The organism is Coprococcus eutactus (assembly GCF_001404675.1).
In the GTDB taxonomy this organism is placed as follows: Bacteria; Bacillota; Clostridia; order Lachnospirales; family Lachnospiraceae; genus Coprococcus; species Coprococcus aceti.
On record NZ_CYXU01000002.1, the window covers coordinates 362,834 to 375,372 of the forward strand.

Genomic DNA, 12,539 nt, shown 5'->3' on the forward strand with positions numbered 1-12,539 from the left:
GATACCCTGTATCTGTAATATGAACATTATAAAGTTATATTTTATTTCTTGTTCAGTTTGGAGAATTCCTTTGCAAGCCCAAGAAGCTGTGCGTGCTGATGTTCTGTCAACTGGGTTGTATCAATATACTTGGCACTTGAATCATCCCCTTTGAGAAGATAATCAGTGGAGCAGTTGAAATATTCAGCGATGCGGAGAATCATGCTCACAGACGGGTCGATGGAATTGTTCTCCCAATTGCTTATAGTCTGGAATGCCACTGATAACTCCCCTGCAAGCTCTTTCTGTGTCATCTTGTTCGCGGTGCGCAGTGTTCTTAATTGTTCACCTATCATAATAATCAGAGCTCCTTTAAATCCAAAAAAACGTAGTGACCCTCACTAATTAATAATAGCTGAATGGTATTGGGTTTACAAAAGATAAAACTATACTTATAATAGAAAAATGGCTTTTTTTGCCATATTTTGGGCATTTGTTATTGATCAGATGTACTCTGATAGTAATGTGTGCATGCCAGGTTGTTTTGATTCGTACAAATGTCATAATAAATCATTACAACAATTCTAGTACGTTGATTTTTCAACATACTAGAATACTAAAAAGTGGAATAATACTATAAGCGAACAATATATCAGAATATATCAGGAGGTAACGAACATGGGAATCATGAAGAATATCACACAGTCAGAGGTACTTAAGCTCAAGGATCAGGTGGCATATCAGGAGGGACAGGTCGTAAGTAAGACACTTGCCCAGAATGTATGCATGAGTATAACCTTATTTGCATTTGACAAGGATGAGGAGATCAGCACACACGAGTCTGACGGAGATGCATTTGTGACGTGCCTTGACGGTGTGGGCGAGGTGACAATAGACGGTGTCAAGTATGAACTCCACGAGGGCGAGTCAATAGTAATGCCTGCAAAGCATCCACATGCCGTATACGGCAAGGAGCAGTTCAAGATGCTTCTGGTGGTTGTGTTCCAGTTGTAATTGAATCACGGAGAAAACCAATGAAAAAAGCACTTGTGGTATTGATCGTAATGGTGTGTCTGGCAGCCGGAATATGGGGAATCTTCATGCTGAGAGGCAGCGCGGGGAAAGCCGGAGGCCACGTAGAAAATGACAATGGAAATACAGGCGTAGCTGCTGATGTCACGGAGAGCGGAACTACGACAGAAGAGCAGACCGCGGATAGCCAGGAAACGACGGAGGTGACCGAGGAGGAGAAGCCGAGTCTGGTGGATGAGACACTTGCTGGGATGACGCTTCATGAAAAGGTCTGTCAGATGATGTTTGTGACTCCGGAGGAGCTCACGGGAGAGGACGGCGTGACTGTGGCAGGGGATGCGACCAGACAGGCTCTGGAGAATTATCCTGTTGGCGGTATCGTGTACTTTGCGAAGAACCTTGAGAGTCAGGATCAGGTGAAGGAGATGATCGACAACTCCCAGAAGGACAGCAGTATAGGATTATTTGTGGCGACCGACGAGGAGGGCGGCGTGGTAAACCGCCTGATGGATACTGTCGGAACCACATATATAGGCTCCATGTACTATTACAAGGACGACGGAGACGAAACGGCATATGAGAACGCATACACCATAGCAAATGATATGTCGGCGCTTGGCTTCAATCTCGACTTTGCGCCGGTGGCGGACGTATGGTCGAACCCAGACAATACGGTTATCGGCGAGCGCGCATACAGTGATGACTACGCCCAGGCGGCAGAACTCGTTGGAAATGCGGTGAAGGGCTTCAACGACGGAGGAGTCATGTGCACCCTGAAGCATTTCCCGGGGCATGGAGACACGGCGGAGGACTCACATTATAGCAGTGCCTATGTGCATAGAACAAAGGAAGAGATTATGGCGGATGAGATGCAGCCGTTCAGGTCGGGTATAGAGGCGGGGGCAGAATTTGTCATGGTCGGACATCTGATCGTCCCGGATATAGACGAGGTTCCAGCCACTCTCTCATACAAGATAGCGACCGGTATTCTTAGGGATGAACTGAAGTTTGAAGGAGTTGCCATAACCGATTCATTTGAGATGGAATCCATAGCGGACAATTACAGTGTGGATGATGCGGTAGTGATGTCGGTAAAAGCCGGAATGGATATGATACTGCAGCCGAAGGATATGGCGTCGGCGGTGAATTCCATAGAACAGGCAGTGGCGGACGGCGAGCTGTCAGAGGACAGGATAGACGAGAGCGTCCGAAGGATACTCACCCTGAAGGAGAGCCGCGGACTGCTCAAATAGCAAACTATGTAGTAATCAAAACTATTTAACCTTGTTATATATATTACATTGTGGTAAAATTATTTTTATCTGGGGTGCAAAAATGCACTGTCAGCAGATAGAATGAAAAATACGAGGTATGAGATGAAAAGAGTAGTTGTAACAGGCATGGGTGCTGTGACACCTATAGGAAACAGTGTAGAAGAATTCTGGGATAATATAAAGAAGAATACAGTTGGTATCGGAGAGATCACAAAGTTTGATGTCAGCGATTACAAGTGCAAGCTTGCTGCTGAGGTGAAGAACTTTGATCCAAAGCAGTATATGGATCCAAAGGCGGCAAGACGTATGGAGCCATTTTGTCAGTATGCCATAGCAGCTACAGGCGAGGCGATCAAGGATGCAGGTCTTGACCTTGAGAAGGAAGACAGAACAAGGATCGGAACATGTATAGGAAACGGACTTGGCGGTGTGGCAACCATAGAGAAGGAGCACAAGAAGGTTGTAGAGGGCAAAGCAAACAGAGTCAGTGTAATGATGGTTCCTATGATGATATCCAACATGGCTGCGGGCAATGTTGCAATACAGTTTGGCCTTGAGGGCAAATGTACTGACATAGTTACAGCCTGTGCCACAGGAACAAACTCTATAGGAGAGGCTTACAGATATATACAGGCAGGAGAGGCCGATGTCATGGTTGCAGGTGGTGCAGAGTCACCTATCTGCGAGACAAATGTATCAGGATTTATCTCAATGACAGCGCTTTCAAGTGCAGAGGATCCTATGAGAGCGTCCATACCATTTGACAAGGACAGATGTGGATTTGTAATAGCAGAGGGCGCAGGAGTTGTTGTACTTGAGTCACTTGAGCATGCTCAGGCGAGAGGTGCCCAGATCCTGGCTGAGGTAGTCGGATATGGTTCAACCTGTGATGCATATCACATCACATCCCCTAAGGAGGATGGAAGTGGTGCAGGACGTGCCATGAAGCTTGCCATGGAGGAGGCCGGAATCACACCTGCTGACGTTGACTACATCAACGCACATGGAACAAGTACCCATCACAATGACCTCTTTGAGACAAGAGCCATCAAGTATGCTATGGGCGATGACGCATACAACGTGAACATCAATTCCACAAAGTCCATGATAGGACATCTGTTTGGAGCTGCCGGAGCAGTTGAGTTCATAACATGTGTGAAGTCCATAGAGGATTCATACATCCATCCAACAGTTGGTCTCCGCGAGACAGAGGGTGAGATGGATCTCAACTACACCATGGGCGAGGGTGTACACAAGGATATTACATATGCGCTCAGCAACTCACTGGGATTTGGCGGACACAACGCAAGTATACTTGTGAAGAAGTTCGAGGCATAATACAGGCAGGATTACTGATAATTACATATAACAGGAAAACATCACTTCAGACACAGGGGTGATGTTTTTTTGTGCGCTGTCCCAGGTTAATAAAATAAATATTTGGGGGACATAAACTAATAAAACCACAAAACAACACAAAAAAACATGAAAAACAAATGAAAACCAGAAAAACCCACAAAATGTGTTGACAATCCCACATGGCGTGGCTATGATACAAAGCAAAACAGAAGCGCGTATCTGATTTTAGAGTGCAAAGGGGCACGGAGATAGAACTGTAAAGTTTCATCTCTGTGCCCCTTTTGTTTTAACAGGGAAATCTTTTGGAGGTGGAATATGGCTACTAAATCAAGCATTATGGACACTAACAGCTACAGTGATGACTACAGTTCACTGCTCAGTAACACGACAAGGGATATGATAAACCGCCGTGAGAAATGGATGGGTGGTGCATACAGACTTTTCTATAGAAAGCCGGTCAACCTTGTGAGAGGACAGGGACAGTACCTCTGGGATGCAGAGGGGAATAAATATCTGGACATGTACAACAATGTGGCAGGAATCGGTCATTGCCATCCTGCTGTGGTCGAGGCAGTTACAGAGCAGATGAAGCTTTTAAATACCCACACACGTTATCTGCATGAGAGGATCATTGATTACAGTGAGGATCTGCTGAAGATGATGCCGGACGAGATAGACAAGATAATGTTCATGTGTACCGGTTCTGAGGCAAATGACCTGGCACTCCGAGTGGCACAGGAATACACGGGCGGCACCGGAATCATAGTTTCAAGGGAGGCGTACCACGGAACAAGTGCTCTGACATCTGGATGTTCACCAGCCCTTGGAAGTGAGCAGCCACTGCTTCCGAATGTAAGACTCATTGAGACACCTGACTATTACAGACATGGCGGTACACCTGAGGAGTTCACCGCATGGTACTCAGGAGAGATGCAGAAGAAGATCGATGAGCTGGAGGCAGCAGGATATAAGTTCTCATGCTTCCTTGCAGATTCTATATTCTCATCAGATGGAGTACATCCGAATCCGGTCGGTTTCCTGGAGACGGCCATCGATGTGGTACATAAGAATGGCGGTGTATTCATAGCTGATGAGGTGCAGCCGGGATTTGCAAGAACGGGAGATGCGTTCTGGGGATTCGCCAGACATGGGATCATACCTGACATGGTGACAACAGGAAAGCCTATGGGTAACGGAATCCCGATATCAGGACTTGCCGCCAAGCATGAGGTACTCGCCGCATTCAGCGACAAACTTCCATATTTCAATACATTTGGAGGAAATCCAGTGGCTATCGCAGCCGCACAGGCTGTGCTTAATGTCATAAAAGAAGAAAATCTGCAGGAGCATTGCAAGGTGGTCGGTGCAAAGCTTCTGAAAGCATTGCAGGAGGTAAAGGACAGACATCCTGATTCTGTGGGAGACGTCAGAGGCGCAGGCCTGTTCATTGGATTTGAGCTTGCGAAGAATGACGGCAAGAAGACTCCGGATCAGCAGAAGGCACTGGATGCCATCGAACTTCTGCGAGACAACAATGTACTGACTTCTGTTGCAGGCCCTTATGGAAATGTCTTAAAGCTTCGTCCGCCTATGGCATTCCAGGAGTGCGATATCGACTGGATAGCATCAACCCTCGATAAATGTCTGCATCAGCTTGAGTCATAGATAACACACGAAAAGGAGGAAGAATTATGAAAAAGAAGATTTGCTCAATACTTTTGGCAGCCGCACTGGCACTTACGGTGACTGCATGTGGAAGCTCTGGAGGAAGTACAGATGGGAGCACACAGGCAGTGACAACAAGCTCTGAGTCCAAGACGGACAAGGACACACTGGTGATCCTGGGAGCAGAGAACTGGCAGGCATCACTCAGCCCACTGAAGCACACTTCCACGATGATGCTTCACGCAGAGGCCATAGCTCTGGAACATCTACTGGTCATGGATGAGAAGACACAGGAGCCACAGCCTAATCTTGCTACTGAGTGGTCATATGACGACAGTCAGACAGTCTTGACGGTCAAGCTTCGTGAGGGCGTAAAGTTCCACGACGGTTCAGACTTTACCGCAGAGGATGCCGCAGCATCATGTGAGGCATATTCAAGCTCACAGAACGTATCCGGTTCATGGTGGGCAGATGAGTTAAAGTGTAAGGTCATAGACGATTATACATTTACCATAACTCCGGCATCGGGAAAGCCTCTTGGCTCTCTGGTCAACATGCTTTGTTCAACTCCGATAATGTCCGCTGACGATCTTGCAGATCCTGAGAACACTCTGGATAAGAGATACAACGGAACCGGCCCATACAAGATGGTAAGCTTTGAGAACGATACAGCGACATATGAGCTGTTCGACGATTACTGGGGAACTCTTCCTAAGATAAAGAAGATCGAGTACAAGTACGTTGCGGATGCCACAACACGTCTGTCAGCATTGCAGTCAGGTGAGGCCGATGTCATCGAGCGTGTTGATTCCGATGCGGTGTCTGTGCTTGAGTCAGACAGCAATATCGTGGTTGACAAGTTCCTCACCACAGAGTGTAAGCACCTTATTCCAAAGTTCAAGATGCCGCCTATGAATGAGAAGCTCGTCAGAAAGGCGATAGCCTACGCGATCGATTATGACGGAATCGTAAATGATATATTTGGCGGATATGCAGAGAAGGCAGACAGCTTTATCTCCTCAACTATATGGGGCTACAAGGCTGTAGGTGGTGTCGGCGAGTACGATCCTGAGAAGGCTGCAGAGTGCCTGAAGGAAGCCGGCTATGAGAATGGCGAGGGCCTTCCAGAGCTCAACATCTACACATCCGTTGGTTTTTACCCTAAGACAAAGGAATATTACGAGTACATTGCAGCTTGTTTACAGGCTGTCGGTATCAACTGTAAGGTCGTTCCACTTGATACTTCATCATGGGGCGATGTGTTATATGAAGAAACTCCTTGCTACATGATCGACTGTGGATGGCAGCCATCAGGTATCGAGCCTGAGCTGAAGCTGAATTCATGGTATGCAGCAGGTCGAATCAGCCACTATGAGCCTACGGCAGAGCTTCAGGACATCATGGACAGATTCGCAACTGAGACAGACCCAGATAAGAGAAAGCAGATCCTTCAGGACGAGTACCTTCCGGCCCTGGCAGAGGAGATGCCTGATATCCCTATCATCAAGTCCATGACTATCTTCGGAGTAAGATCAAATGTCAAGGGTCTTGAGTACACAAGTGGTGCAGATTATATCTTCACAAATGTCACAAAAGAGTAAGCGCATAGCAATATATTAGATTCACAAAAAGGGGCTGCATGTGTAAGGATACAGCATGTGGCCCTTTTTAAGAAGGGAGGAAATCAAAGTGCTGGGAACCGTTTTAAAAAGACTTGCACAGGGCATTTTTGTTACCTTTTGCGTTATATTTATCAGCTTTGTAATACTTCGGATGATACCGGGAGATCCGGCGAAGGTCATGGCTCCGACAGCAACAGTAGAACAGCAGCAGGCGATCAGAGACAGTATGGGACTGGAAAAGTCCATCCCGGAGCAGTTTAAAATGTACATGGTGAATCTGTTCCACGGAGATCTTGGAGAGTCATATTTCAAGAGCGATACAGTCCTGAATGTTATGGAGCAGGCCACACCTTTATCATTGATACTGCTGATATCTTCAGTGGTCATATCGATCATATTATCCCTGATCCTGGGAACCATCGCAGGACTAAATGGAAATAAATGGGAGGATCGTCTCATCTCGAGTATTGCGGTACTGTTCCAGTCAATGCCTAACTACTGGGTATCCTCCGTGTTGATCATTATTTTCTCAGTCAGACTTGGACTGCTGCCGTCAATGGATTATTCGGGACCTGCATCCTGCGTGCTCCCGACAGTTGCACTGGCACTTCCGCTCACGGCGGTGCTCACCAAGGTGGTGCGTTCCTCACTGATCGACAGTTACAATCAGGAATTTGTCAAGGTTGCATATGCGAGAGGAATATCGACAGTGGCGATATATTTCAAATACGCACTCAGGAATTCACTTATCCCTGTACTGATATCCCTAGGAACACAGCTTGGCTTTCTGGTAGGAAGTATCGTTGTTGTCGAGTATGTATTTAACTTCCCGGGAATCGGATACACGGTGTTAAATGCGATCCTTCGAAGAGATTACAACCTGGTTCAGGGAATTATCATTCTGTTTTCCGTATTCTTTATTGTTTTGAATATTGCCATTGATCTTGGAAGTATCCGTCTTGATCCACGAATGAGAAAAGCACAGGGAGGACTGTAATTATGAAGAAAAAAAGTAAATTTAGATCAGTCCTTCAGTGGATTGGTAAAAACAAATTATTTACACTTGGAATCATTATTGTAGGAATCTATCTCCTTGCCGGAATCTTTGCGCCGCTCATCGCGCCGTCGGACCCGGGCAAGGCAAATCCATCCATCAGATTATTGAAACCGTTTCAGGATCCGGCACACTGGCTGGGAACTGATGCCATAGGACGTGATCTGTTCTCGAGACTTTTGTATGGAATCCGTACCTCAGTCATAATTGGTTTCTGCAGCGTTCTGCTGGCCGCCCTCATAGGACTGATAGTCGGAATCATATCCGGTCTCACAAGTCCGGGACCTCTGGATTCAGTGCTGATGAGAATCACCGATGTACAGATGGGATTCCCATTTATCGTACTTGCCATGATCGCACTCACACTGTTCGCACCGAATGAGGTGTCGGTAACCATAGTGCTGAGTCTGGCACTGTGGCCGGCCTATGCGAGAACGGTGCGGTCAAATGTAATACCCCAGAAGAGCACAGATTATATCGCAGCGGCAAAACTCATGGGGGCGAGCTCATGGAGGATATCCACGAAGTATATCGGCAAGAATCTGATCCCTGCCATGCTTCCTCTCATACCGCTTGATATCGCCGGAATGATCATCAACGAGAGCTTGCTCAGCTACATGTCACTCGGTATAAATCCGCCAAAGATATCCCTTGGAAACATAATGTCCGATGCCCGTGGCTATATTGCATCTGATGCATGGTATATCATGATCCCCGGCATCGTTCTTATCATCATGGTTCTCGGACTGAATTTTATCGGTGACAATCTTCAGGTTCATTTCGATCCAAAGCTTCGCAAATAGGAGGATAACAGTATGGATAATAATACAGAAAAAGATACAGATGTGATCCTTGAGGTAAAGGATTTAAAGACCTATTTCAAGACCGGTCCGCACAAAGTCGTGAAAGCAGTTGAGGGAGTCAACTTCTCACTGCGGAAGGGCAAGGTGCTTGGAATAATAGGAGAGAGTGGTTCCGGCAAGAGCGTGACGGCGAGATCGATACTGAGGATCGTGGAATCTCCGGGTTACATAGCAGGCGGCGAGATCAGGTTCAAAGGTCAGGATATACTGAAGCTCCCGGAGAAGGAGATGAAGAGCATCCGTGGAAATGAGATCTCCATGATATTCCAGGATCCTACTACATCGTTCAATCCCTACATGACAATTGGAGCACAGCTTGCCGAGGCCTATAACGCACATACCCCATCGGGTTCAGAAAAGGCAAAACAGGAGATAATGAGAGTTCTCAAGCTTGTCGGAATAACCAACGGCGAGGAGGTCATAAAGAAATACCCGTGTGAGTTCTCAGCGGGTTTCAGACAGAGGATATTCATAGCGATGTCAATGATATTGTACCCGGATCTGCTCATAGCGGACGAGCCTACAACAAGTCTTGGAATCACCATTCAGGCGGAGATCATCGAAGCCCTCAGTGAGGTGCAGAAGCAGACCGGCATCTCCATCATGATAATCACCCACGACTTTGGCGTGGTGTCCCAGTTCTCAGACGACATATTTGTCATGTATGCGGGAAGATGCGTGGAGTCGGCATCCAAGAAGGATCTGCTCAGAAATCCAAAGCATCCTTATACGGTTGGACTTATCCGTTCTGTTCCGCTTCTCGAGGCTCGTAAGACGAAGAGACTGAAATCCATTCCGGGATTCCCGCCGGATATGTCAAATGTCCCGGAGGGATGTCCATTTGCTTCCCGTTGTGAATATGCGAAAGATATATGTCATAAAGAGGTGCCGGCACTGAAACCGGTTGGAGAGGGCCATATGTGTTCCTGCCATTTCCCACTGGATTATGACATTAACGAAGATACAGAATTGGGGTGATCATATGAAGGATATAGTATTATCTTGCGATAATCTGCTGAAGCAGTATCCGGTGAAAAAGGGAATGTTCAACAAGGTTGTCGGACAGAAGAACATAGTCGACCATGTCTCGCTGGAGCTGGAAAAGGGCAAGACACTTGCAATCGTCGGAGAGTCGGGCTGTGGCAAGACGGTGCTGACGAGAGTCCTGCTGGGAATTGAGGACAAGACGGACGGAAGTATCGTATTTGAAGGAAAATCCGTGGACGATATGACGCCCCAGGAAAAGAGCGATATGAAGGCAAAGATACAGATGATCTTTCAGGACACTCTGGGATCGCTGCATCCGAGAATGAGTATCCGTGAATCACTTGAGGAGCCATTGATCCTGAATGGAGTGAAGGACAAGGAGGAGAGGGAGAAGATCATTCTGGACACACTTTCACAGGTCGGAATGGCACCGATGTTCCTTGACAGATACCCGCATCAGTTATCCGGTGGACAGAGACAGAGGATAATCATAGCGCGGTGTCTGGTCGTCACACCGAAGATCATATTTGCCGATGAGCCTATATCGGCACTGGACGTGTCATTGCAGGCACAGGTCATAAATATGCTGATGGATCTGCAGGACAAATATAAGTTGTCCATGCTGCTGATCGCCCACGATCTGGCTGTGGTGAGACAGATCGCGGATCAGATAAAGATCATGTATTTCGGAGAGATAGTCGAGAGTGCACCGAGCAGCGAGATATACAAGAATGCGCAGCACCCATATACAAAGGTTCTGCTCAAGGCGGCTCCGAGTATAAGCAAGGGACTTGAGGATGCGGGCTTTGACATAGACCTTAAGCCAGGTGATATACCTGATCCGGCAAAGCCGATGCCGGGATGTCCGTTCTGTACACGCTGTATATATGCGGATGAACGTTGCATGAAAGAGCGCCCGGAGGAGACAGAGGTATCACCGGGACATACGGTTCGCTGTCACAAGGCAGGACAGATATAACAGAGATTAAGGAGGAATCGTGATGGAATATAGTGCAGTCAGTACGATATGGATTATGGTAGGAACGGTACTCATTTTCTTCATGCAGGCGGGCTTTGCGATGCTTGAGACCGGCATGACGAGGGTAAAAAATGCAGGAAATATCGCCATGAAGAATCTGGTTGACTATTGTATCGGTTCGGTGACGTTCTGGTTGATAGGATTCGGAATTATGTATGGCGGCGATGGAGCTGTACTGGGTAAGATCAAAGGTGTGGCAATGGAATCGGTATATGGAGGCGGCATGCTTCCTGACGGGATCCCATTCTGGGCATTCCTGATATTTCAGACAGTATTCGCTGCGACGGCGGCGACCATCGTGTCGGGTGCCATGGCGGCGAGAACTAAATTTGCAGCATATTGTATCTACAGTCTGATGATAAGTCTGGTGATCTATCCTATATCGGGACACTGGATATGGGGAGACGGCTGGCTGGCACAGCTCGGATTCCATGATCTTGCCGGATCCACAGTTGTACATATGGTGGGCGGTGCCGCTGCATTTGCAGGAGCGTGGATGCTCGGCCCGCGTATCGGAAAGTATTCAAGAAGCGGAAAGTCGAAGAAGATACCGGGACACAGCATGCCGCTGTCAGTGCTTGGAATATTTATTCTGTGGTTTGGCTGGTTCGGCTTCAACGGAAGCTCGGTTCTGCCACTGACAGGAGATACGGTGTCGCTAGTTGGAAAGGTGTTCTGTAACACCAATCTATCCGCTGCGGCTGGAGCAGTCACAGCGATGTGTATAAGCTGGGCGTGGAAGAAGAAGCCGGATATCGCCATGACACTCAACGGCGCTCTGGCAGGCCTGGTTTCTATCACTGCGGGAGCCGACGTTATAAGTACACCACTTGCGGTGTTGGTCGGAATCGTGGCCGGAGCGATAGTAGTTGGGGGAATGCATTTCATAGAGAACGTGGTAAAGATAGATGATCCTGTGGGAGCCATCGCGGCACACGGATTCGGTGGCCTGTGGGGAACTGTAGCGGTTGGATTGTTCTCAGACGGAACCGCCACAAAGACAAAGGGCCTGCTGCTCGGCGGTGGTGGTTACCAGTGCGGAATCCAGATCCTTGGCGGAATAGTTGTGTTCCTGTATGTATTTGCAGCTTCGGCACTACTGTTCAAGATCGTTCAGAAGACCATCGGCCTTCGTGTATCGGCTGAGGATGAGATGGATGGACTGGATATCAGTGAGCACGGATTTTCAAATACTTACACAGAGGTGCTGTCCTCAGACGGAATAAGCGCGCCTATGATGAATGTGCCTAAGATCGATGGCAAGGCATTTGACAGCCCAGAAAATGCGGAGAATCTTAACATATCCAAGGTGGTCATCATAGCGAGAAAGAACAAGCTTGACGCACTGCTTCACGCCATGAATGACATAAATGTAACTGGAGTTACGATCACGGATGTGACCGGATATGGTATACAGAAGGGAAATAATGACAAATATTACCGCAGCTCGGATGCGGATCTGAACCTGCTTCCTAAGGTGAAGGTCGAGGTCATAGTCAGCACTGTACCTGTGTCCAGGGTTGTGGAAACTGCGGAGAAGGTGCTGTACTCCGGCAACTATGGCGATGGCAAGATATTCGTATACAATGTGAAAAATGTTGTGAAGGTTAGAACCGGAGAGGTTGGAAGAGAAGCATTGATTGATGAGAGCAAGTAGGAGAGGAG

The 12,539-nt window shown here is 47.5% G+C and carries 11 protein-coding genes; 10 read left to right on the top strand and 1 reads right to left on the bottom strand.

Translation table 11 applies throughout. The features are described from left to right. Window positions 1–41: 41 nt before the first annotated feature. Window positions 42–335, bottom strand: a complete 294-nt coding sequence (locus ARA78_RS05915; RefSeq protein ID WP_015534624.1) for a helix-turn-helix domain-containing protein — start codon at window positions 333–335, stop codon at window positions 42–44. A gap of 322 nt (window positions 336–657) precedes the next feature. On the opposite strand from ARA78_RS05915, the gene ARA78_RS05920 reads away from it, so the two are divergent. The 10 genes from ARA78_RS05920 (at window position 658) to ARA78_RS05965 (ending at window position 12,531) form a co-directional block, all read left to right on the top strand. After that, the gene (locus tag ARA78_RS05920) at window positions 658–993 is read left to right on the top strand and encodes a cupin domain-containing protein (RefSeq protein WP_055272176.1); all 336 of its coding nucleotides are present in this window, start codon (window positions 658–660) and stop codon (window positions 991–993) included. Window positions 994–1,013: 20 nt separating this feature from the next. Beyond that, window positions 1,014–2,264 (top strand): glycoside hydrolase family 3 protein, encoded by a 1,251-nt coding sequence (locus ARA78_RS05925; protein ID WP_055280218.1) that lies wholly within the window; start codon window positions 1,014–1,016, stop codon window positions 2,262–2,264. Window positions 2,265–2,387: 123 nt separating this feature from the next. Continuing rightward, window positions 2,388–3,623, top strand: coding sequence for a beta-ketoacyl-ACP synthase II (gene fabF / locus ARA78_RS05930; RefSeq protein ID WP_022216985.1), 1,236 nt, complete (start codon window positions 2,388–2,390; stop codon window positions 3,621–3,623). A 336-nt stretch (window positions 3,624–3,959) separates the two neighbouring features. Further along, window positions 3,960–5,309 (top strand): aspartate aminotransferase family protein, encoded by a 1,350-nt coding sequence (locus ARA78_RS05935; RefSeq protein WP_055145094.1) that lies wholly within the window; start codon window positions 3,960–3,962, stop codon window positions 5,307–5,309. Window positions 5,310–5,335: 26 nt separating this feature from the next. Continuing rightward, entirely contained in the window at window positions 5,336–6,910 is a 1,575-nt protein-coding gene (locus ARA78_RS05940) for an ABC transporter substrate-binding protein (protein WP_015534629.1), read from the top strand. Window positions 6,911–6,998: 88 nt separating this feature from the next. Next, window positions 6,999–7,928 carry an ABC transporter permease gene (locus tag ARA78_RS05945; RefSeq protein ID WP_055145097.1) on the top strand — a complete coding sequence of 310 codons (930 nt, stop codon included), beginning with the start codon at window positions 6,999–7,001 and terminating at the stop codon, window positions 7,926–7,928. A gap of 2 nt (window positions 7,929–7,930) precedes the next feature. After that, the gene (locus ARA78_RS05950) at window positions 7,931–8,788 is read left to right on the top strand and encodes an ABC transporter permease (protein ID WP_015534630.1); all 858 of its coding nucleotides are present in this window, start codon (window positions 7,931–7,933) and stop codon (window positions 8,786–8,788) included. Between the two features lie 12 nt (window positions 8,789–8,800). Beyond that, window positions 8,801–9,826, top strand: coding sequence for an ABC transporter ATP-binding protein (locus ARA78_RS05955; RefSeq protein WP_055272181.1), 1,026 nt, complete (start codon window positions 8,801–8,803; stop codon window positions 9,824–9,826). A 4-nt stretch (window positions 9,827–9,830) separates the two neighbouring features. Next, entirely contained in the window at window positions 9,831–10,814 is a 984-nt protein-coding gene (locus ARA78_RS05960; protein ID WP_015534632.1) for an ABC transporter ATP-binding protein, read from the top strand. A 22-nt stretch (window positions 10,815–10,836) separates the two neighbouring features. Further along, window positions 10,837–12,531: an ammonium transporter gene (locus ARA78_RS05965; RefSeq protein ID WP_055280221.1), complete on the top strand. Its 1,695-nt coding sequence runs from the start codon at window positions 10,837–10,839 to the stop codon at window positions 12,529–12,531. Window positions 12,532–12,539 lie beyond the last annotated feature (8 nt).